Genomic DNA, 20113 nt, shown 5'->3' with positions numbered 1-20113 from the left:
TTCTTGTATTTCAATCCTGGTGGTTAAAGTTCGGTCTTTTACTGATTGAAAAAAATTTGAGCCGGCTTGCCGTCTGTGATTCTGCATGCCATCCCGGCAGAGAAAGTATGTCGGTCATGTAGAACCTCAGTAGCTAACTTGAAAGCACTGTTGCAGTCACGCTTTATCCGTATATAAGAGGGCAGTTATGTTTAATCTACAGGCATTAGACTTGGCGCGAATGCAGTTCGCATTTACGGTCTCGTTCCATATTCTGTTCCCGGCTATCACAGTCGGTTTGGCCGGTTACCTGGCAGTTCTTGAGGGTTTGTGGCTGAAGACCCGTAACGACATCTATCGTGATCTGTACCACTTCTGGTCGAAGATCTTTGCTGTCAACTTCGGCATGGGCGTGGTGTCCGGTGTTGTTATGGCCTATCAGTTCGGTACCAACTGGAGCCGTTTTTCGGACTTCGCCGGCCCCATCACCGGTACTCTGCTTACCTATGAGGTACTCACCGCCTTCTTTCTTGAGGCGGGTTTTCTGGGAGTGATGTTGTTCGGCTGGAACCGGGTCGGGCGAGGACTGCATTTTTTTTCTACCGTTATGGTGTCTCTTGGAACGCTGATATCGTCCTTTTGGATCTTGGCGTCCAATAGCTGGATGCAGACCCCTCAGGGCTTCGAAATCGTTAACGGCCAGGTGATTCCGACGGACTGGCTGGCGGTAATTTTCAGCCCTTCGTTTCCCTACCGCCTCGCACACATGTCAATTGCTGCGTTCGTTGCCACCGCCTTCTTCGTCGGCTCATCGGCTGCCTGGCATCTGTTGCGCGGCCGTGACAACCCTGCGATCCGCACCATGCTGTCGATGGCCATGTGGATGGCCCTGATCGTCATGCCCATTCAGATCATGGTCGGTGATATGCACGGCCTGAATACCCTGAAACATCAACCGGCGAAAATCGCTGCGATTGAAGGTCATTGGCAAGACCATGGTAATGAAGCGACTCCGCTGATTCTGTTCGGCTGGCCGGACATGAAAGCCGAGAAGACTAAATTCACCGTCGAAATTCCGTACCTGGGCAGCCTGATCCTGACCCATAGCCTGGACAAACAGGTGCCCGCACTGAAATCGTTTCCCCCTGAAGACCGCCCCAACTCGACCATCGTGTTCTGGTCGTTCCGGGTCATGGCCGGCCTCGGTATGTTGATGGTCTTCACCGGATTGTGGAGCTTGTGGTTGCGCAAGCGCGGAACGCTTTACCAGTGCCGCCCGTTTCTGTACTTGGCGATGTTCATGGGGCCGTCCGGTCTGATCGCGATTCTCGCCGGTTGGTTCACCACTGAAATCGGTCGTCAACCGTGGGTGGTGTATGGCCTGCTGCGTACTACCGATGCCTCGTCGAACCATAGCGTGGCACAGATGAGCCTTACCCTGGGTCTGTTTGTCGTGGTGTATTTCGCGCTGTTCGGGACCGGTTTCGGCTACATGATGCGCCTGGTGCGCAAAGGTCCAAAGACCAACGAAGGCGCAGAAATCAGCCACGGAGGTCCTGGTCAGCAACGTACGCCGGCTCGTCCACTTTCTGCTGCCGACGACAACGGTGAAGGTGATCACAGCCTTAGCCTGAACAAGGGGAATTGAGTCATGGGTATTGATCTTCCATTGATTTGGGCCGTGATCATCATCTTCGGGATCATGATGTACGTGGTCATGGATGGTTTTGACCTGGGAATCGGCATTCTCTTTCCCTTCATCAAGGGTCACCGTGACCGCGATGTGATGATGAACACTGTCGCGCCCGTCTGGGACGGTAACGAAACCTGGCTGGTATTGGGCGGTGCGGCGTTATTTGGCGCCTTCCCGCTGGCGTATTCGGTGGTGCTGTCGGCGCTGTATCTGCCACTGATTCTGATGCTGTTCGGGCTGATCTTCCGGGGCGTGGCCTTCGAGTTCCGCTTCAAGGCCAAAGAAGACAAGCGCCATATATGGGACAAAGCCTTCATCGGTGGTTCGCTGGTCGCCACATTCTTCCAGGGCGTGGCGCTGGGGGCGTTTATCGACGGCATACCGGTGGTCAATCGGCAGTTCGCTGGCGGTGGGCTGGACTGGTTGACACCCTTCAGCCTGTTCTGTGGCGTGGCGCTGATCGTCGCGTATGCCTTGCTGGGTTGTACCTGGCTGATCATGAAAACCGAAGGCAAGTTGCAGGAGTTGATGCATGACCTGGCGCGGCCGCTGGTCCTCGTGCTACTGGTGGTAATCGCTATCGTCAGTATCTGGACCCCAATAACTCATCCCGAGATTGCCTCACGTTGGTTCACCTTGTCGAACCTGTTCTGGTTTCTGCCGGTGCCGATCCTGGTGCTGGTAACAACCTGGGGTCTGTTCAAGGCGGTGGCGCGTAACGCGCACTACACGCCGTTCCTGCTGACCCTGCTGCTGGTCTTCCTCGGCTACAGCGGTTTGGGCATCAGTCTGTGGCCGAACATCGTGCCGCCGTCGATCTCGATCTGGGACGCCGCCGCACCACCGCAAAGCCAGGGCTTTCTCCTGGTTGGCACCTTGTTCATTATCCCGTTCATCCTGGGTTACACCTTCTGGAGCTACTACGTGTTCCGCGGCAAGGTCACCCACGAGGACGGTTACCACTAGCAGAGGAGCGCTCCAATGGACAGTAAGACAATTGTTGAACCGGCCGGACATAAGCCACTACTGCGGCAGCGGCTGGGCTGGATGCTGGTGATTTATGCGGGCAGCGTGGCGGCACTGGGTGTGTTTGCCATGCTGATCCGACTGTTCATGCAGGCGGCGGGGATGAAGTCGCACTGACCAACTTTCCGATGCTGGATACAGCCTCTTCAGGAAATGGACCCTGGGTCGAGGAGGCTGTTCTTTGCTATCAGCTCATACTCATTCATGGGGGTATCTATCGATATCACCATTGCCAAGTACTTTGTCTGTACCAGCATTAACCAATCGAAGTTAAGGGGGGGATGTTGTCATCCAGTACAGCACTGGTGAGCAACCTTTGTCTTTAGGCGATAAGGTTACTTCTTCTGCTCAAGTAACGCTCGGTGATACCCCTGTTATTTAGGCAAATGATGCACAAATCAGCACTCACTATTGCCCAATCTGTCTATTCGTTGCTCACAGTCTGCTCTGGCACAATTGCCGGTTTGGCTCGCACATATCACGTAGCACGTCATCGTAGAAAATTCCTTATCGGTAAAGTCGATAAGCTATGACGATAATACGGCGAAAAGCCGATAAGAAAATCACCTAGAATGAGCACACGATCATTACACACTCATCAGGAAGATTGTCATGTCGCTTAGAGATCTCGCAACTATCAATGCGGGAGCCAAACCCCTTAGCCATTTGAGCCGACCACGGGAGGCGATACGCCAATTCACGCCGAACTGGTTCGCCGCGACCATGGGCACCGGCATCCTTGCCTTGGCCCTGGCTCAGTTTCCTCTAGCCATCCCTGGCTTGAGATCCATTGCTGAAGGGCTCTGGATGTTGAACATCGTTCTGTTCTGCACCTTCAGTGTCCTGTACATGGCTCGGTGGATCATGTTTTTTGATGAGGCCAAGCAGATCTTCGGGCACTCCACGGTCTCGATGTTCTTCGGCACTATTCCGATGGGGCTTGCGACCATTATCAATGGTCTTCTGGTGTTCGGCGTTCCTCGTTGGGGCACAGGTGTCATACCGCTGGCTGAAGCCCTGTGGTGGATCGATGTCGTCATGGCGCTCGCCTGCGGTGTGCTGATTCCTTACATGATGTTCACCCGTCAACAACACAGTATCGATCAAATGACGGCCGTCTGGTTGCTGCCAGTAGTAGCCGCGGAAGTAGCGGCTGCAAGTGGTGGGTCGCTGGCTCCGCACCTGCTCGATACCGGCGCGCAATTCGTTATGTTGATTACCAGCTATGTACTGTGGGCCTATTCGGTTCCTGTCGCGCTGAGCATTCTGGTCATCCTGCTGTTGCGCATGGCGTTGCACAAACTTCCCCACGAAAGCATGGCCGCATCCAGCTGGTTATCGCTGGGTCCTATTGGTACAGGCGCACTGGGCATGCTGGTCATAGGCGGCGAGGCCCCCGCAATCTTTTCGGCGCAGGGACTGCAAGGGATTGGCGAGGTTGCTCAAGGCATTGGACTGATTTCCGGCATTCTTTTCTGGGGCCTGGGGTTGTGGTGGATGGCAATGGCCGCCCTAATCACGATCCGCTACTTTAAGGCGGGTGTTCCTTTTAACCTGGGGTGGTGGGGGTTTACTTTTCCTATCGGCGTCTATGCCGTCACGACTCTCAAGTTGGGCTCTGTTCTGCATTCCAGCTTCTTCAGTATTTTTGGTGGATGCCTGGTGTTGGTGTTGGCGGTCCTGTGGTTGATCGTGGCTTTCAGGACGATTGCTGGTGCGTATCGAGGAAATCTTTTCGTCTCGCCATGCATCGCTTCTTTGGCTAAATAGTCAACTCATCAATAGCTGCCTCAGGCTTGCAAGTCTGAGGTCAGCGACCAACTTGGCCTACTGTATTACCTATCTGACGAACAACAGGCGCGTAGAGCAGGCCATTGGTAGCGCTTGGGAAAAATAAAGTAAAGAGTCTGATCTTCGATCCTTATTCGTGTTGAGAGTGTAGAACTTATGTCTATTGATAACAGAAACACTATTAAGCGCCGTGTCTTTCTCCAGGGGGCAAGTCTGGTAGCTGCGGGGCTTGCATTTAAACCGTTGCATAGTCGAGCGGCAGAAACTGAGGCTCAGGACTTTGCCAATGGAACCCGGGAGTTGGTGGCTTATCCGCAGAAAAGACCGCTGATGCGTGTCACGGCTCGTCCACCGCATCTGGAAACACCGTTTTCGGTGTTCAACGAGTCGATACTGACGCCCAATGATGCTTTTTTTGTTCGCTACCACCTCGCTAATCTTCCTACCTCGATTGATGCGGACAACTATCAGCTACAGATCAAAGGCCTGGTGGACAAACCGCTCAGCTTGAGCCTCGCGGAACTCAAGGCGTTGGGAAAGACCGTCGAGGTAGTGGCTGTCAACCAGTGTTCCGGTAACAGCCGAGGTTATGGATCGCCGCGGGTATTTGGTGCGCAGCTGGGTAACGGCTCGGTAGGTAACGCGCGGTGGACGGGCATCCCGTTAAAAGCAGTGCTTGAACAGGCTGGGGTGCAGGCGGGGGCTAAACAAGTGACCTTTCGCGGCCTGGACCACCCGGTATTGCCGACAACACCAGAGTTCATCAAGGCACTGGGTATCGATCTGGCGCTTAGCGATGAGCCGATGATTGCCTGGGCCATGAACGGCACCGATATCCCTTTCCTTAATGGTTACCCCATCAAACTGATCGTTCCTGGCTACTTCGGTACCTATTGGGTCAAGCATTTAAGTGAAATTGAGGTCATCGACCATACCTTCGAAGGCTACTTTATGGAAAAGGCCTACCGCGTTCCTGACAATGATTGCCAATGCGTACCGCCAGGAACGGTACCAGACAAAACCCGTCCGATCGGTAGGCTGAAAGTACGATCCTTTATTACCAGTTTGCAGCCTGGTGCCAAGGTGAAGCTTAACGAGCCCATTACCTTGAAAGGCTTTGCATTTGATGGTGGGCACGGCATCCAGTCAGTTGAATTGTCTGAAGATGGCGGCAGAAATTGGCAGTTGGCTGTATTGGGCGAGAACCTGGGCAATTACTCATTTCGCGAATGGACACTGCAGTGGGTACCTCGAGAAAAGGGCAAAGTAGGTTTGCAAGTTCGTGCCACGAACGGGCAGGGCGAACAACAACCGGTGAGAGCCTTGTGGAACCCCGCTATCTATGTAAAGAACAATATTGAAACCACCCCGATCACGGTTGTATAGGACTCCAGGATGAAAAGTGTATTTGAGCACTACAAAGCGTTGCTGTTTGCATTTTGTACCTTTCCGATTTGCGCAGTAGCTTCTCCATTAACAATTAATCTGCCTGCCGAGACTATCAGCCTGCGCCCCTCGGACTTGCCGGGTTACTCCGTTGCTCAGCAGAAGTGCGGAATATGTCATTCGGCCGATTATATTGAGTATCAACCACCCGGCTTCAGCCAGAAACAGTGGACAGGGCTGGCCAGAAAAATGAAAGAGTCTTATGGCGCCCCACTTTCAGAGAGTGAAGTAGGGCTGGTGGGTGAATACCTGGCCGCTACTTATTCAGGTCAACCTGCTCTCGAGAGTAAATCTGCGATCAAGACCATCGAACGTGTGGCTCATACAGTGGATAACCCTAAAGTTGCCGATGCGAAGGCGCTTCTGGAGCAGAATGGCTGTCTCGGCTGCCATGCGATTGATCGAAAGATTGTTGGCCCCGCGTACCACGATGTTGCTGTGCACTACAAAGGTGATGCCCAGGCCATTTCGCAAGTTATCGATCACATCAGTCACGGTGGCGCTGGACGTTGGGGGGCGATACCTATGCCACCATTCCCAGGTTTACAGCCGGCCGAGCTGAAACAGTTGGCGGACTTTGTTCTGGCGCAGTGATCGTCACAAATACACTTCGATTCATAAAATGAGTGAGATACTTTGATGCGTAAGTTCTGCTTGGCTTTGATTATGCCTGCGATATTTTATATTCCAATAGGGATGGCGGCCCCGGTTATTTCATTACAGGCTGGAAAGAATTATACAGTGACGGATGAGCCAGTAAGCCAAACGCCAAAAGTGCTCGAGTTTTTTTCGTATGTCTGCTCTCACTGTCGGCAACTCGATCCGAGCATGACCCAATGGGCTGCCAAGGCTGGAAATGACGTGGTCCTGACTCGGGTTCCTGTCACTTTTGGCAGCAAACAATGGGAAGGCTACGCTAAAGCCTTTTATGTTGGTGAAGTCCTTGATATTCAAGTCGTCACGAATCACGCGCTATTTGAACTAGCGCATCGCGGCGGGAAGCTGGAGACTGCTGAGGAGATTGCTAACTTTTTCGTTGGGCTCGGCGTAGAAAGAAAAGTTGCCGAGCAACAAATCAACTCATTCGCAGTTAAAAGTCGGATGGCTCAAGGCGATAAACTTGCCCAACGCTATAAAATCCAGGCGGTGCCCAGTTTTGTGGTGAATGACAAATACTTCACCGACGCCAGCATGGTGGGTTCCCCCGAGGCAGTGCCTGCCGCTCTCACGCAGTTGGTAAAGTTGCACGATTAGAGTGTACAGCCTCCAGCATCGTTTGTTCTTTGTTGGGGGCTATCGATTGACGTGGCCGACATAAAACGATTATTCATGACTACCGGTGAGGCCGTTAGTCTGCTTCCGGCTGGAGCTCTTTCAGCAAGAGGTTCGATTGCAGTCTACACGGAACAGTTTGCGTAGTTCCGTCAGAGCCATGGACAGGTTCTGGAGACGCTACGGCAGCAGCATCCCGATCTGGAATCGCTCACGCCTGATGTCGAGTTGCACGCATCCGCGCAGCAGATAGTGGATTGGTGTGGCTGATCCTTTAACTCTACAGCTATCGGCGCTGGTACAGCTTAGTCATGGTTTGTGAACCAAACTTGGGCCCGGTCTATCCACCAAATCCGGGACAGACAAGGCGGGCTTACGTTACGTCCTCGAGAAGTAATGTCGTAAACAGCGTATGGTGCTAGCCACTGAGACCATTGCGCCAAAGCTTTTCACCAGTTTGTCGTGGCGTGCACCGATCTGATGTCCAGGGAGTAGCGGATAGGATAATATCATGCAGTTGTTTGACTTGCTTAGCCATGGTGCCAAGTCAGCGCTGTTCACTTAGCGCTGACTGCATCGTCCAGATCCTGGATAGACTGAGTACCCGCTAGCATTCGCTCATGGCCATTCTTTCTTCCCTTATATGAACCTTCATCATCTCTTAGTCTTTCATACGATTACCAAAACAGGCAGTGTTACTGCCTGCGCAAAAGCGTTGCACATCTCGCAACCGGCTTTGTCTCGCGAATTGCGCAAACTGGAGGAGCGCTTCGGTCTAACACTTTTTGAACGACAACCGCGTGGTATGCGTTTGACGCACGCCGGCGAAGTTCTTGCCGAATATGCCGATCGACTCTTTGATATTGCCAGAACGGCTGACCTGGCGATGAAGGAACTCGCAAGTGCCAAGATTGGGCACTTATCCATAGCGGCGAGCAGCACCATCGGTACATATGTATTGCCGCGCGTTCTTGCACGTTTTCGCAATAACAATCCAGGTGTAAAGGTAAGTCTTTTCGTGAATAACACTGAACAGGTTTCTCAGGCCGTTGCAGATATGCGCTACTCGCTGGGGTTCATTGAAGGTCCTTTGCATATAAATGGTTTGACCGCGACCAGTTTTCGCGAGGACGATTTGTTGCCGGTAGTAGCCGCGTGGCACCGGTTGGCCGATGCTACCGCCATTAAACCCCAGGATATCAATGACGAGCCATTACTGATGCGCGAGGTGGGATCGGGCACGCGCGAATTGGTTGCGGCAGTACTCGAAGATCTTGGTGTGCAGCAAGGATCAATCATGGAGTTTGGCAACACTGAGGCCATCAAGCAGGCTACCATTCATGGCGGCGGCATTGCCTGGCTGCCCTCCATCAGTATCACCGATGAATTGGCCAATGACGTACTCATCCCTCTACCTTGCGCGCAGCTCACGCTTCGCCGAACGTTGAGTATTGTGCGTCGCGCTGCCGTACCTGATGGGCCGGCCGAGCGCGAATTACTTTCCTTGCTCGAGCAGTAACTGCAAACGACGGGCAAATAGAGGTTCTACATGAAAAAGACTCGCTATCCCGCTAACCATAAGCCATCCGCTTGATCACTTGATTCGATTGTTTATCCCTTCCAACTGCCTTGTGTGCATCGTCAGCGACTCCGACTTAGGTTGTCTTGCCAGTAAGTCTTTAGCCGTTTGGCGAACTGGATGAGAACGCCTTTTTTCAGATGTGTTTGCTCGCACGAACACCATCAATCAAATCGGCGTTCTCGTTTCTGTGTCTTCTGGAACTTTGTGAAGATACAAAAAAAGGGCTGAGCAACGAACTCAGCCCAAAGCTATTCAAACGGAACTCTCAGAACCCGGCTTGGGTTTAGCTGTTACCCGTCGTCGGTCGTTGATGGACATACCTGGCGACATTGACCACGCGGCTACGTAGCGCGTCCTAAATTGAATCGAACCGCTACGCTGGCCGTATGGTCACTTCGGCCAACGCGGGAAGACCTTGGCCAGCCAATGGTCTGCGCTGACATAGCGACCTGCGCCATAGAAGAACAGCACCATAATCATGACGGCATAGGTCACCGTGAATTCGATGCCGTTGTTGAGGATTATTGGGTCACCCAATTCCGTAACATAGTTGAAGCGGCCCGGAAAGGAATGCTGCAGCCAAGTCATGAGACCACTGAGGCGCATACTGGCTTCGGTGGTTTTGTCGGCAATCGCGGCCCAGCCGTGCGACCAGTGCACGGACAAACCGGCGACGGTCATCAATATCGCCAGCGGAATGGTGACAATGCGGGTGAACAGACCCAGAGCGATGCAGATGAGCCCTGCTACTTCGGTTCCCGTAGCAAGCGTGGCCATCAGAGTGGGCAAAGGCATGCCGAGACCGCCTTGGGCCACCGGAGTGGCGAACCACTCGACCAGGCCACTGAAGCCGGTGACTTTGGCGTGGGCGCCCTCGTAGAGGGTGGGTAGCAGATACAGACGGATGGAAAGTAGCGCTACGAAATCCAGCTTTTTGGACTTTTCGAGGCCTCGATTGAGAAGTGCGATCAGTTTATCCATGGCGATGCCTTACTATTCGTGGTGTAAAGTAATGAGTTCGTGCCGAAGCGCGTGCGTGAACCAGTGTGCTGACTCTGTTGGAGATACGAGCCGCTCGCCGCCCGTGAAGGTGGACAGTTCTGCAATGTCGTGGTTTGAAAGCCGTTGCGTCACGACCCTATGGTCGAATGTGCGAAAGACGGCATAGACATAAGGCGCGTCGTGGTTTAGCGGCGCTTGCGCCGCATGTTGGTCGTCCTCGTGCAGATCAAACGGAGTGGCCAGCCATCGCACGGTGGGGTTGAGGTAAATGCGGGTAGGGCGACGAGCGTCCTCCCCATGGGGGCGGGGAACTGGGGTCTTATCGACCTCAACGTCAAACAACATCCATTCGTACTCGATAAGGGGGCGCCCGATACCCGGTGGCAGGCGCGGCTGTATGAAGCGGACAAACTCGGTCGCGAGGTGAATGAATTCGGCCCGCGTTGCGCCAAAGCATTTGTAGAATGCGTCGATATCCTGGCGCAGACGCTCGGCACCGCGATGTTGGGTAAACCGTGGGAACATCGTGGTGACTAGCTCTTGCGCGTTCGCCCGGACCAATTCTCCATACGGGCCGAGATCACCGCTGCGTACGGCCTGACACCGACGCTCTGCTTCGCTGGCGACATCTGGTGCGATGCGAAGGTTCATTGCAGCTTCCCTGTCGAGCCGGTCATGGCCTGGTGGATGCCGCGCAGTTCCTCACATAGCTCGTCGAGGCTGGGTATATTGTTGTCGCGCTCTAGCACAATGGGCTGCTCGCCGAACCGATGAACCGCATAAGCACCCAGGTTCAGCACGGCGGCCGAAACATCGGTTCCATGCGTATCCAGGACCCGCTCTTGAGGTCCATTATCTAGATGACCGGCCACGTGAAAGTAGGTCACCGCGTCCGTCGGCAATGCATCTATGAATGCGCGCGGATCGAATCCGTGGTTGCGCGCGTTCACATACGCATTATTGACATCCAATAGCAGCCCGCAGCCCGAGGTGTCGACCAGCCGAGCGATGAATTCGGTTTCGGCCATCTGTCCCTCCTCATCGTAGTAGTAGGAGATGTTCTCCAACGCGATACGCCGGGACAGGTAATCCTGCACTGCCTTGATCTTATCGACCATAAGCTGCAGGCTTGCCTGCGTGCGACGCACAGGAATCAGCTCGTAAAGGTAGCCGCAGCTATCGCGTGACATGCTGACGTGATCGCTATAGATCGCAATGTCGTAGTTGTCTAAGAAGGTCTTCACTGCGCTCAAGTAATCCATATCCAGCGGTTGTGCGTCGCCGATGGACAGGCTCAAGCTGTGTGCCACCATTGGATATTTATCCGCGATGGCGTCGAGTTGTTCCATGCTCTCTCCACCCAACCCCATCCAGTTGTCCGGTACGACTTCTAGAAAGTCGAAGTCATTCCGAATAGGGCCGTTGGCGAGAGACAAGGCAAACTCACGTCGGAGCCCAAGCCCTCGTCCTTGGATGATCATTGGCCACAAACCCCTTCTGCGAGCTTCTTCAGGGGCGTTTCGGCGACGTCGTAACCTTGAGCAGTCAGACCACATTTACCGTCACGTGTGCGGACCAATCGATCCTGTGGGTCCTGATTGATCTTGGCCTTGCCGTAGATCTTCTCGGTGCCGCACTTACCGCTGGCACACTTGCCGCCACCCTTGGTGGTCTTGGCAATGGCCGGTGGTGGGGTTTCACTGGCGTGAGCTGGCTGGCTGATGACGGCGAGCGAGGCGAGCGAGGCAACGGCGATGGATAGCGCGAGTGTGTGTTTCATTGGGTGCTCCTGGGTAATGGCATTTCGAAGCGCGAGAGATCACGACCTGCGTAGACCGGGCCGTGGTAGTAGCGTTTGATGATTGCGACGTTGCTATCCTTGTTCTTCAGGGATCTGCCCATGAAGTGATTGAGGACAAGCATTTTGGGATTGACGGCTGCGGCAATCTTGCCAACGACCGTGGGCGTTGCATGGAGGAATTTAGAGGTGGCGTCGGCATCGTCATCGATGGCAGCCGGCATGACCAAAATGTCTGCGCCCTTGGCAAAGTCGACGAATCCAGCGCGGCTGCCGTTCTGATCCGCTGAGATCACGATCGTGCCGCACTTGCCTTCGATGCGAAACGCCAGGGTCGGCACATCACCGTGCGGAATGCCGTAGGCATATACCTTAACCTCGGCGTCTTGATATACGAGGGACGCTTTCTCGGCGTGACGATCCACGTTGATAATCGGGCTGACCTTTAGATTCAACCCATCACTGCCATCATGCAGACCCTCGAGGTAGGCAAACGAGCCAGTCTTGGCGCCGAACGTGTCATGGAAGAATTCCGTCATGCTCGGGAATGAGTCAGATCCGTCCGGACCGACCAGTGCGGTCGTGTTGCCCGAGGCCATAAAGTACGCGCCCTTCAAGATGGCGGGTAAATCGGCACTATGGTCCGTGTGGAAGTGCGAAATACCGATGAAGTGCAGGTCTTCCAACCGGGCATGCGCCTGGCCAAAGCGCAGGTATGTACCGCCGCCGGCGTCGATGAGCAGCCGCGACTTGCCATCGATCCAGACAATCTCGCCCGATGAAGCACGGGCGTCGTCAGAGATGGGGCCACCAGAGCCGAGCAGTTGGATGCCCATGGAGTGCGTTGTGTCAGCACTGGTCGTAGCGGCGAATGTGCCGGTGGAGAGTGCCGCGAAGCCGAGAGCGGTGGCGATTCGCAAGATTTTTTTCACAGTGAGGCTCCAAGCGGACTGAAGTGGAATGTGCGAGTCACCGAGTGGTGCCAAGCAGCACCAATGAGGTGTTACACATCGTCACCTACTGCTGACGTATGCACCATTGCTTGTTTTTAATAGGTGGCATGCCTTTTTGGTATGCATTGGCGCGATGCTGCCGTGTGGGTGGATTTGACCCTCTCGTTGGGCTGGGGAACGTAAGCCATGCCGTTAGGGCATGGCGTACATGCGAAAAATGTCATCGTGCATATCGGGTGAGAGTGGAAGGATGAAATCGAATCATTCACCGGCTCATCCCGCATTACCTGCTAATGGACACCACCATGGTTATTTCTCATCCCTTTTTCCGCGCTGAACTCGTCCCGCGAGGTCGTTCACCCGTTCACCCCGAACTGATGAGCCACCACTATAGGAACAGCTGTCCTAGCGCTGTGCTCACCAATGCCCTCTGGGGCACCACTGTCCTTTTTCACAGAGGCAATATTCTGTTTTGCCAGATGGGGAATCAGGCTTTTCTAGGCGGTATCCCAATTGTGAGTGTCCGGCTCATTAGTCCTATACACATCTCATGCAGTTACGCCTCATGAGTCTTAAGGGTGGGCGAGTTTGCACTACAACTTTGCCATTGTTCTGTTTGTAGAATGTTTGAGTCGGATTAGTTGCTGTAGGCTAATTATCAGCTAGCAAGAAACTTACCAGTAGAGAGATAGTTTAATGAAATTGTTTATGCTTGGATTTGCTACCTTGCTCACCTGCGGTTCAGTTTTTGCCGATACTACCGAGAAGTCACCGGTGATTCATGACAAGACCGGCTTCTATGTTCATATGGATGTTGCAAAAATCATATCAATTACTGATATCTCGGACCAGTGCGGTGTGATTCCCGCGCGTCTCGATTACCTGGATCATCAGGGGCGGGAGCATGTTTTGGACTATCTGGTTCAAGGACGTTGTACGAACGAAAACTGATGAGCACTTAACGCTCTGTTAATAATGACACTTCCTAAAGTGCTATCCATAAATTTCATATAGCCCAAGCGGCACTCTTCTTTATCACCTCAGGAAATTTATTCTATGAAACTGTCCACCCTTGTCATTGCCGGCCTATTGTCCGTTATCTCTGTCGCCGTCTTTGCCGAAGATGGTTCTGACCGGGCCCGCGCCCGATGGGAGGCGTTTCAGGCCAGCCAGGTGGAAGCCCACGCTGAAGCCGCACAAAAGACCCTGACAGCCCAGACCAAAAACAACGGTTCTTCCGCAGCAGACACTATCGAACAGAAGCAACAACCCGATATCTGATTATTCGAAGCGTTCCCGATATTCACTTCTTTTATACTCGGCTCACTTGGGATTGGTGTTTGATTTAGCGCCCGATAATACGGGCGTTTTTTTGCTTTTTAGTATCTGGGTCTAGCCAATCGATTGCGTTGAGTTGTTGAAGGCAAAAACACTCGTAATCACTTCGGCGCCATCATCACCGCTAGGGTCATCTTGATGAACTCTTCGTTTCGGTAAAGTGCAGCCAGGCGCCGCGAACGTTGTCCGCAACTTCAGCCGATCCGCGCTTCTCTTCCCCATTTGAAAGTTCCATGATGGCAGCTTACAGCGCGAACTGGTTTTCGTTGATTTTGAACAGCAGTTGTGTACCTGTAAGCGTGAGCCATTCGGCAGTGCGGTAGCATCGACGCAGGGAGTGAAAAAAACCGTGCCAATTTCAACACCGGTAGGTGTGTCATGCCGCAGGATTAGATGGGCAGATTCAGCAAGGGAGAACATTCCATTGACTCAGGGCCATGAGATGATTCCTAAACGCCGCAAGGAGGGGCTCTTTACCGTACCCTCGGTCAGTAACTTGACCCCACTACTTGGGTTTATTGATACGTCATGGTGAACCTGATACTTGTGTTCGCCGTGCCTGCTTGAATATCACCCGGAACTCGGACGTAAGCGGCGTTGAAATTGGCTTCTGCGGTTTTATTGCCGGTTACATAACTCCCCAGTTTATAGGTCTTATTCATTGTGACGGCACCGCCCAGTGTGTCAGTTAGCTTTAACCCTATGCCTCTGGACGTGGATTGCTTGTCCAATGACACAATACCGCTGCTCTCTTCTTCGATTCCATTGACCGCCTCGAATGACAGCTGGATTTTGTTGATACCTTCATCGCAGTCATTCAAACGGATCTTGAAAGGTATCGGTGGCGTACTATCGCCAGGATGTTCAAGTTCATACAATTGGTAGCTGTCACCCATCTGCACATTGACGTCGCTGACCGAACATGACGCAGCTACCACTTGGATGGGGTTCAGCAAATTGAAGCGAGCGACCTCGAAACCGCCGGTTGTAACCCATGTTCCGAGTAGGCCCGCCGGAATAGTCACGCCTGGTTTGATTGGGCCGTTTTTGATCAAGAACAGCCTGTAGGGCCCGTCTTTGAAAGTTTCATTTGTGCCCACCGTGAAAGTACTGTTTTTTTCAGTTAGAGAATGGAACGGGCTGAGCCCCTCGATCCTGAGCCTCATATCAAGTCCGCTTTCCCTTAAAGGGAATACAGTGCCAGTGGCGGGCTGCGCACCGAGAGAGGGGTTCAGTAAAAAGCCGGAATCCTCCCTTGGAGAGCAAGTCAATACAATGTATGAAGCCGGACCTGCGGTTTGTACGTCCACCACCGTCAATGCGGTACCGTCCACCGGGACGTTGATTGTACTGGGCGCGGTAAAATTTATGACGCGGGGCTTGTCATTGTTTTTGAAAGAACAACTGGCCATTGCGTCATTCATGCAGCCGACCAGTGCTATTGAGGTGAGGCATAACAGTTTTTTCATCGCTGGATTTCGGTCAATGTGATCTTTTATAGAATGCATGGAGACACCGATAGCCTTGGGTGATTGAAGAAGGTTTCTGAACAGACTTCAGGGCGAGCAAACCAACGGTACGCGCTCATAGTTCAGTGCCTTATCGCGCTCTGGCAGTGAATAGGTCGCCTGGCATTGCCGGTCCGCCCATTTGATAGTGAGCAGGGCGCGCGGGTCTTGAACCAGTGCCAGGGCCTTGCCATTGGGGTCGGCAATGGCGATCTGTTTACCGCTTGCATCTTCCAGGGCTGCACCAAACGGCAAGCGTCGGTGTGCGCTGTCGAATAACTCGAATTGCACGCGACGCCCGGTCTCGGAGAGATAGCGCACCAGCACCGCGGCGCCACGGCGAGGCACGACTTGCTGGGTGGCGTTTTCGATTTCGACGTCGGCGCCAAGGTCGCGCGTGTCCAGGCTGATCCAATTGACCCGGTAGGGCTGGGTGTTGGGGATCACGGCAAAGCCATTCGAGCCGGTTTTCGTGCCGCTGAAGCTATTGATCTTGACCCCGCCTGGTACACCAGGCACTTCGGCCAGGGCGAAGGTCTCGCCGAGGGTCTGCCCCAGATTGATGCCACCTGCATGTGCGACGATCGAGCCTGCCAGGTTGAGGTTTTGTGAGTTGTAGCCGCGCCCTTGGCTGTAACCAACGTTGGCATCTACAAACGCGCTGTGTGTGCTGATGCTTGCCGAACCCGTATTTCCGCCATTGCTGCTATTGCCTGCTTGCAGGGAATAGTAGGTGTCGCTGTCTTCGGACACATAGCCGTTTACGCCCAACTGGGTACTGTTACCGGATTTTTGCGTACTGCTCGAGATGAACGCTCTCGGTGCCCGAGGCGTGGAGCCCAGTGGGAAAGACAGCGACAGATTGACCTGAGTGTCGTTATTCGCGGAGCCGCGATTGCCCACATCCTTGGTATGGGTCACACCCAGGTTATAAGTCAGGTCGCGCCAGCTATTGCTGTAGCCAGCGGACAGGCTTTGTGAGCCGCCACTGCCCCAATAACGCTGGTCAGTGGCATTGAGGTAGACACTGCCCAACTGTTGATTGCGACCCAGGCTTTGATTGATGGTCAAATCTGTCCGAGTCTTGGAGTTACCGCGCCGTTGATCGGTATAGCTCTGATCTTCGATATGCTCGGACAGCGTGCGGTAGCCTTCGGTGGAGTAACGATAGGCGGCCAGCGTGAAGTTGGTATCGGTACCGGTGAAGGTTTTTGCATACAGCATGCGCAGGCTGTTGCCCTTGCTCGAGCTATCTCGTACCTGACTGGAGGAGTGGGTCAGGTCGAATGAAAAAGCGCCGAAGGTTGTATTGCGGCCCATACCCAGCGACATCGCACTGAAGTTGTCCGAAGACTGCATGCCGACAATGCCGGTGAGATTACTGCTGATGCCGTAGGCCAGCGTACCGCTGAAGAGCTTCGGCGAGGCCAGCCCTTCGGAGTTGCTGTTGTATTTGCCTGCCGATGCGCTGTATTTGATCTGGCCCTTGCGCACCATGATCGGCAAGCTTGAGAAGGCCTGGCGGGTTTCGCGGCGACGACCGTCGGCCTCGATGACTGTGACCTGCAAGTCGCCGTTGGAGCCGCTGGGGTAAATATCGTTGATCTCGAACGGGCCCGGCGGCACGCTGGTGGTGTAGATAATGTAGTTGTCCTGACGAATCTCGACGGTGGCATTGGTTTGCGCCACGCCTCGGACAACCGGGGCATAGCCGCGTTCGCTGTCGGCGCGCATCCCCTCATCCGAACTCAGTTTTACGCCGCGATAACGCACGCTGTCGTAAAGCTGCGAGTCGGAAAAAATATCACCTGCGCTGAACTGCCCCTTCAAGGCAGTCACGTCATGCTCCACGTAGCTGCGATTGCTGGTGAACGAATTCGATTCGCCGGTACGGCTGCTGAAGTTCGATTCATTGCGCAAACGCCACGCGCCAAGGTTGATGCCGTTACGCAACCCGAGACTATTGGAGATCGACGTGGAATAGTCCGTGTCGTTGCGATTGCCGCTCAACTGGTAATTGATGAAGGCCGCCGATATGCCGGCGTCCCATAGGGCCGGGTCGACGTAGCCGCGCATTCCGCGTTGCAGGGCAACCTGCGGTATCGTGATGGAGAGCCGCAGGCGGCCGGGGTCGTAGTTCACGGTAGCTTTGTCGATCAGGCTCGGCAGATCGTAACAGGTGCCCGGCGCGTCGGGATTGAGCTGACCGCCGGTTTCGAGCTTGCTCATGTCGATGCCCAGTTGACGAATGATATCCAGGGTTAGGCATGCTTGGACTTTATTGGACGTCGACATCAGTCGAAAGTCGATATCGCGGCGCCCTACCATTACCTCGTTGCTGTACACGTCGACCCGGTAAGTGCCAGGTATCACGCTGTTTGGCACGAGCAACAGGTCAAGGTCCACGTCGGACCCGGCACCTTGCAAAAACGAAGTGTTGAACCGTGAAACTTGAGCAGGCTCGGCGAGAGAGGGGGCGTCGGCTTTGGCCATTAGAGGCACGCCGAGGGCAATGGCTAGCGACAGCGCATTTAGCCCTGCATTAGCCAAACTATCCTGTTTTTTTACGTCGTTGGAATTGCCGCGTGGGTATAAATACATGCCCAGCCCTATAAAGCGATAAAAGACAGAATACATTCATGTTTGAATTACAAAACGTTCGAGATGTACGGTAAGTGAATACCGTAAGCTAGTGCTTGGCGGTGGCGCTGACAGCAGTCCCGCGTGACAAATCGGCAACGTAACGATCTTGCGCGCCGTAATCATTGATACTGAGAAAGTCCAACTTGATGGGGTGTGAACTGTTCAACTTTTCAAGTGGAAAATTTTTGTGTTGACCGGGTGCAATCATGGTCGAGTCGAAGGGCTGCTCGGTTATAACGCCTGATTTAAGCGTCAGCTCCGCCAGTGAAACATGATAAAGTCCTGGATTGGTGACCTGTAATATTGCATGTCCATTTTGCTCGGCTACTTGCCACATTAACTGTGTCGGCGCCAAGTAAGCTTTGGCCGTCAGTCCGGCGGGGCGGAAAAAAACTTTAATGCGCTGACGGACCGCCAATTGTAAGGTGTTCTTTGTCGTTGAGGTTTGAGGGATCTCCTGCACGTTGAGCCATACGACAGATTCTTTATCGGCCGGCATACCGGTGCCCTCATAGATCACTCGAAGTAACTGTTGTTGCTTGCCAAGGATTTTTGCCAGCGGTGGCGTGACGGCAAACGGCGCCGAACCGACGTTAGAATCGCTGTCGATCCATGACTGAATTAACAAATCATCGCCGTTGTTGCGCACTTTGATACTGACTTCTTTGTGTTCGCCGTCAAACACCAGGCGAGTGGCGCTCAGCGAAATACCCGCGCTGGCGTGCGTGGCCAGGAATGCACAGTGCAAGCCCATGCAGAGGGAGATGAAACGACGGTTGAACATGTGCAAGGCCCTTTAGGTGAATAAAGGCGGGACATGCAGCCCCGCGCAATGTAGCCCTGGTGGTTATTACTCGTATTGCAAGGTGAACGGCAGGGTGGCATCGCCACGGCCGGCCACAGCGGTTTTGACATCACCGGTGGTGACGTAGGCAGCGGAGAACTTCAGAGTTGCGTTACCGTCTTGCAGGGTGTTTTCAATCTTTGCGGCAGTCGGCGAACTCAGGTCGATCTGATCGCCATTGGCGTCGAGCAGAGCGATACCGATACCTCTCGCCGCACCGACACCATCAATCAACTTCAACACCTTGGTACCAGTCACCAAGCCTGTACCCGCACCCGTAGTGGGCTGGAAGATCATGGCCACCTTAGTACCGGCATTGCAGTTGATTTTCATATCAAAGTTTTCAGCGCTCAGTTTGCCGCTGCCTTTCGGCGCGGAAGCGGTGCCCATATCTTTAATGGAAACGTCGCCCATGGGCACGGAGATGGTTTTACCGATTCCGGCATCTTCGATCGAGCAGGCGTCATTGTTGATAACACCACTGAAATTGATGGTGCCGCTACCTGCCTTGGTCGGTACTACAGGGTCGGCTGCAAAAGACTGGCCTGCGGCAGCAAGCATTGAAAGTGTCAACAAGGTCAGCGAAAGCTTTTTCATCGGGTTGTCCACAAAAGTAAGGCGAAAGTAGTGTGTCCTTCGGGCACAGGCCAAATGTTAAGTGCGGATGTGAGTGGCGGCCATGGGACGATTCTGATAGTGCAAAGTTGATAGTCTAGGGGGGGTATTTTATTTAACCGTGTGCACGTCGCGAGGGTGGATTGAATTAATGGATTTTTAAGAATCGTCTAATGGGGCGCGTTACAGTGGACCGGGGTGCTGCTCAAGGATGTATTGGCGCGTGCCGGGGTCAAGGCCGGTGCGGTGGAAATGTAGTGGTCAACTAATCCCGGACACGACGTTAAGTTTTTTCTCGGCCTGAGCTGGCGCCAGCCCACCGTTGAATTGATGGGGCCGAATCCAGTTGTACCGATGCTTCAGGTAATGGCTGATGTCTCGGTGTGCTTCTTGAGCCGTCGTGTAGCCCACGGTCGGTATCCATTCAGTTTTCAAGCTGCGAAACCCGTGCTCCATCGGGGCATTGTCCCAGCAGTTTCCACGACGGCTCATGCTCTGGCGCATGCGGGGTAACGCCAGAGTCGTTGGCGAAACTGACGGCTGCCATATTGGGCGGATTCAACCGGTCGTCGCAACACTGGATTGTTGAATTGATTTTAGATACTTGTTTAGTGCTTCGGCAG

General features: G+C 53.8%; 19 protein-coding genes and 2 pseudogenes. 10 read left to right on the top strand and 11 right to left on the bottom strand.

The features are described 5' to 3' along the window. Positions 1–187 precede the first annotated feature (187 nt). The 8 genes from AC3WK5_RS28005 (at position 188) to AC3WK5_RS27970 (ending at position 8726) form a co-directional block, all read left to right on the top strand. Complete coding sequence (locus tag AC3WK5_RS28005) at positions 188–1627, top strand: cytochrome ubiquinol oxidase subunit I (RefSeq protein WP_054596180.1); 1440 nt, start codon at positions 188–190, stop codon at positions 1625–1627. A 3-nt stretch (positions 1628–1630) separates the two neighbouring features. Beyond that, a complete protein-coding gene (gene cydB / locus AC3WK5_RS28000; RefSeq protein WP_103316239.1) occupies positions 1631–2638 on the top strand; it encodes a cytochrome d ubiquinol oxidase subunit II in 1008 nt (335 codons plus the stop codon). Between the two features lie 15 nt (positions 2639–2653). Further along, the gene (locus tag AC3WK5_RS27995) at positions 2654–2815 is read left to right on the top strand and encodes a DUF2474 domain-containing protein (protein ID WP_081013757.1); all 162 of its coding nucleotides are present in this window, start codon (positions 2654–2656) and stop codon (positions 2813–2815) included. A 495-nt stretch (positions 2816–3310) separates the two neighbouring features. Further along, complete coding sequence (locus AC3WK5_RS27990) at positions 3311–4468, top strand: TDT family transporter (RefSeq protein ID WP_054596182.1); 1158 nt, start codon at positions 3311–3313, stop codon at positions 4466–4468. Between the two features lie 177 nt (positions 4469–4645). Beyond that, positions 4646–5875, top strand: coding sequence for a SorA family sulfite dehydrogenase catalytic subunit (gene sorA, locus AC3WK5_RS27985; protein ID WP_103316240.1), 1230 nt, complete (start codon positions 4646–4648; stop codon positions 5873–5875). A 9-nt stretch (positions 5876–5884) separates the two neighbouring features. Next, positions 5885–6529, top strand: a complete 645-nt coding sequence (locus AC3WK5_RS27980) for a c-type cytochrome (protein ID WP_103316241.1) — start codon at positions 5885–5887, stop codon at positions 6527–6529. Positions 6530–6574: 45 nt separating this feature from the next. Continuing rightward, positions 6575–7189: a thiol:disulfide interchange protein DsbA/DsbL gene (locus tag AC3WK5_RS27975; RefSeq protein WP_103316242.1), complete on the top strand. Its 615-nt coding sequence runs from the start codon at positions 6575–6577 to the stop codon at positions 7187–7189. 661 nt (positions 7190–7850) lie between these two features. Continuing rightward, positions 7851–8726 (top strand): LysR substrate-binding domain-containing protein, encoded by an 876-nt coding sequence (locus tag AC3WK5_RS27970; RefSeq protein ID WP_081013758.1) that lies wholly within the window; start codon positions 7851–7853, stop codon positions 8724–8726. 453 nt (positions 8727–9179) lie between these two features. Here the strand turns inward: AC3WK5_RS27970 and AC3WK5_RS27965 are convergent, their stop codons facing one another. The 5 genes from AC3WK5_RS27965 to AC3WK5_RS27945 are packed head-to-tail and all read right to left on the bottom strand — an operon-like array spanning position 9180 to position 12521. Continuing rightward, the gene (locus AC3WK5_RS27965; protein WP_054596185.1) at positions 9180–9770 is read right to left on the bottom strand and encodes an HvfX family Cu-binding RiPP maturation protein; all 591 of its coding nucleotides are present in this window, start codon (positions 9768–9770) and stop codon (positions 9180–9182) included. 12 nt (positions 9771–9782) lie between these two features. Continuing rightward, positions 9783–10442: a putative DNA-binding domain-containing protein gene (locus AC3WK5_RS27960; protein ID WP_054596186.1), complete on the bottom strand. Its 660-nt coding sequence runs from the start codon at positions 10440–10442 to the stop codon at positions 9783–9785. Then, on the bottom strand, positions 10439–11272 hold the full coding sequence (locus AC3WK5_RS27955) for an MbnB/TglH/ChrH family RiPP precursor modification enzyme (RefSeq protein ID WP_103316243.1): 834 nt from the start codon (positions 11270–11272) through the stop codon (positions 10439–10441). Before AC3WK5_RS27955 ends, AC3WK5_RS27960 begins: the two co-directional genes overlap by 4 nt. Then, positions 11269–11571, bottom strand: coding sequence for a hypothetical protein (locus tag AC3WK5_RS27950; protein ID WP_103316244.1), 303 nt, complete (start codon positions 11569–11571; stop codon positions 11269–11271). The genes AC3WK5_RS27955 and AC3WK5_RS27950 overlap by 4 nt, the downstream gene beginning before the upstream one ends. Further along, positions 11568–12521 (bottom strand): MBL fold metallo-hydrolase, encoded by a 954-nt coding sequence (locus AC3WK5_RS27945; protein ID WP_054596189.1) that lies wholly within the window; start codon positions 12519–12521, stop codon positions 11568–11570. Before AC3WK5_RS27945 ends, AC3WK5_RS27950 begins: the two co-directional genes overlap by 4 nt. Before the next feature lie 717 nt (positions 12522–13238). Between AC3WK5_RS27945 and AC3WK5_RS27940 the strand changes: the two genes are divergently transcribed. Together AC3WK5_RS27940 and AC3WK5_RS27935 are read left to right on the top strand one after the other, a co-directional pair. Then, positions 13239–13493 carry a DUF2790 domain-containing protein gene (locus AC3WK5_RS27940; RefSeq protein WP_054596190.1) on the top strand — a complete coding sequence of 85 codons (255 nt, stop codon included), beginning with the start codon at positions 13239–13241 and terminating at the stop codon, positions 13491–13493. Between the two features lie 105 nt (positions 13494–13598). Next, positions 13599–13823, top strand: a complete 225-nt coding sequence (locus tag AC3WK5_RS27935; protein ID WP_103316245.1) for a hypothetical protein — start codon at positions 13599–13601, stop codon at positions 13821–13823. A 158-nt stretch (positions 13824–13981) separates the two neighbouring features. Here the strand turns inward: AC3WK5_RS27935 and AC3WK5_RS27930 are convergent. The 6 genes and pseudogenes from AC3WK5_RS27930 to AC3WK5_RS27905 form a co-directional block, all read right to left on the bottom strand. Next, a pseudogene (locus AC3WK5_RS27930) lies at positions 13982–14163 on the bottom strand (hypothetical protein). A gap of 232 nt (positions 14164–14395) precedes the next feature. Continuing rightward, positions 14396–15349 (bottom strand): fimbrial protein, encoded by a 954-nt coding sequence (locus AC3WK5_RS27925; protein WP_158246520.1) that lies wholly within the window; start codon positions 15347–15349, stop codon positions 14396–14398. Between the two features lie 87 nt (positions 15350–15436). Beyond that, the gene (locus AC3WK5_RS27920) at positions 15437–17881 is read right to left on the bottom strand and encodes a fimbria/pilus outer membrane usher protein (protein WP_103316246.1); all 2445 of its coding nucleotides are present in this window, start codon (positions 17879–17881) and stop codon (positions 15437–15439) included. Between the two features lie 196 nt (positions 17882–18077). After that, positions 18078–18815, bottom strand: coding sequence for a fimbrial biogenesis chaperone (locus tag AC3WK5_RS27915; protein WP_054596194.1), 738 nt, complete (start codon positions 18813–18815; stop codon positions 18078–18080). Positions 18816–18881: 66 nt separating this feature from the next. Next, positions 18882–19472 carry a fimbrial protein gene (locus AC3WK5_RS27910; RefSeq protein WP_054596195.1) on the bottom strand — a complete coding sequence of 197 codons (591 nt, stop codon included), beginning with the start codon at positions 19470–19472 and terminating at the stop codon, positions 18882–18884. A gap of 279 nt (positions 19473–19751) precedes the next feature. Next, positions 19752–20068 (bottom strand): annotated as a pseudogene (locus AC3WK5_RS27905) (integrase core domain-containing protein); the annotation flags it as partial. Positions 20069–20113: the final 45 nt, after the last annotated feature.

Source organism: Pseudomonas sp. FW306-02-D09B (genome assembly GCF_058782685.1).
The sequence above is the reverse complement of the archived record's forward strand: the minus strand, read 5'-3'. Positions and strand labels throughout refer to the sequence as shown.

What these genes read in the sequence shown, in the direction of transcription:
- AC3WK5_RS27935 (WP_103316245.1), top strand. Translation starts at nt 13,599, where the DNA reads ATGAAACTGTCCACCCTTGTCATTGCCGGCCTATTGTCCGTTATCTCT.
- AC3WK5_RS27925 (WP_158246520.1), bottom strand. Translation starts at nt 15,349, where the DNA reads ATGAAAAAACTGTTATGCCTCACCTCAATAGCACTGGTCGGCTGCATG.
- AC3WK5_RS27950 (WP_103316244.1), bottom strand. Translation starts at nt 11,571, where the DNA reads ATGAAACACACACTCGCGCTATCCATCGCCGTTGCCTCGCTCGCCTCG.
- AC3WK5_RS27970 (WP_081013758.1), top strand. Translation starts at nt 7,851, where the DNA reads ATGAACCTTCATCATCTCTTAGTCTTTCATACGATTACCAAAACAGGC.
- AC3WK5_RS28005 (WP_054596180.1), top strand. Translation starts at nt 188, where the DNA reads ATGTTTAATCTACAGGCATTAGACTTGGCGCGAATGCAGTTCGCATTT.
- AC3WK5_RS27990 (WP_054596182.1), top strand. Translation starts at nt 3,311, where the DNA reads ATGTCGCTTAGAGATCTCGCAACTATCAATGCGGGAGCCAAACCCCTT.
- AC3WK5_RS27980 (WP_103316241.1), top strand. Translation starts at nt 5,885, where the DNA reads ATGAAAAGTGTATTTGAGCACTACAAAGCGTTGCTGTTTGCATTTTGT.
- AC3WK5_RS27910 (WP_054596195.1), bottom strand. Translation starts at nt 19,472, where the DNA reads ATGAAAAAGCTTTCGCTGACCTTGTTGACACTTTCAATGCTTGCTGCC.
- AC3WK5_RS27940 (WP_054596190.1), top strand. Translation starts at nt 13,239, where the DNA reads ATGAAATTGTTTATGCTTGGATTTGCTACCTTGCTCACCTGCGGTTCA.
- AC3WK5_RS27965 (WP_054596185.1), bottom strand. Translation starts at nt 9,770, where the DNA reads ATGGATAAACTGATCGCACTTCTCAATCGAGGCCTCGAAAAGTCCAAA.
- AC3WK5_RS27915 (WP_054596194.1), bottom strand. Translation starts at nt 18,815, where the DNA reads ATGTTCAACCGTCGTTTCATCTCCCTCTGCATGGGCTTGCACTGTGCA.
- cydB (WP_103316239.1), top strand. Translation starts at nt 1,631, where the DNA reads ATGGGTATTGATCTTCCATTGATTTGGGCCGTGATCATCATCTTCGGG.
- AC3WK5_RS27995 (WP_081013757.1), top strand. Translation starts at nt 2,654, where the DNA reads ATGGACAGTAAGACAATTGTTGAACCGGCCGGACATAAGCCACTACTG.
- AC3WK5_RS27920 (WP_103316246.1), bottom strand. Translation starts at nt 17,881, where the DNA reads ATGGCCAAAGCCGACGCCCCCTCTCTCGCCGAGCCTGCTCAAGTTTCA.
- AC3WK5_RS27960 (WP_054596186.1), bottom strand. Translation starts at nt 10,442, where the DNA reads ATGAACCTTCGCATCGCACCAGATGTCGCCAGCGAAGCAGAGCGTCGG.
- AC3WK5_RS27955 (WP_103316243.1), bottom strand. Translation starts at nt 11,272, where the DNA reads ATGATCATCCAAGGACGAGGGCTTGGGCTCCGACGTGAGTTTGCCTTG.
- AC3WK5_RS27975 (WP_103316242.1), top strand. Translation starts at nt 6,575, where the DNA reads ATGCGTAAGTTCTGCTTGGCTTTGATTATGCCTGCGATATTTTATATT.
- sorA (WP_103316240.1), top strand. Translation starts at nt 4,646, where the DNA reads ATGTCTATTGATAACAGAAACACTATTAAGCGCCGTGTCTTTCTCCAG.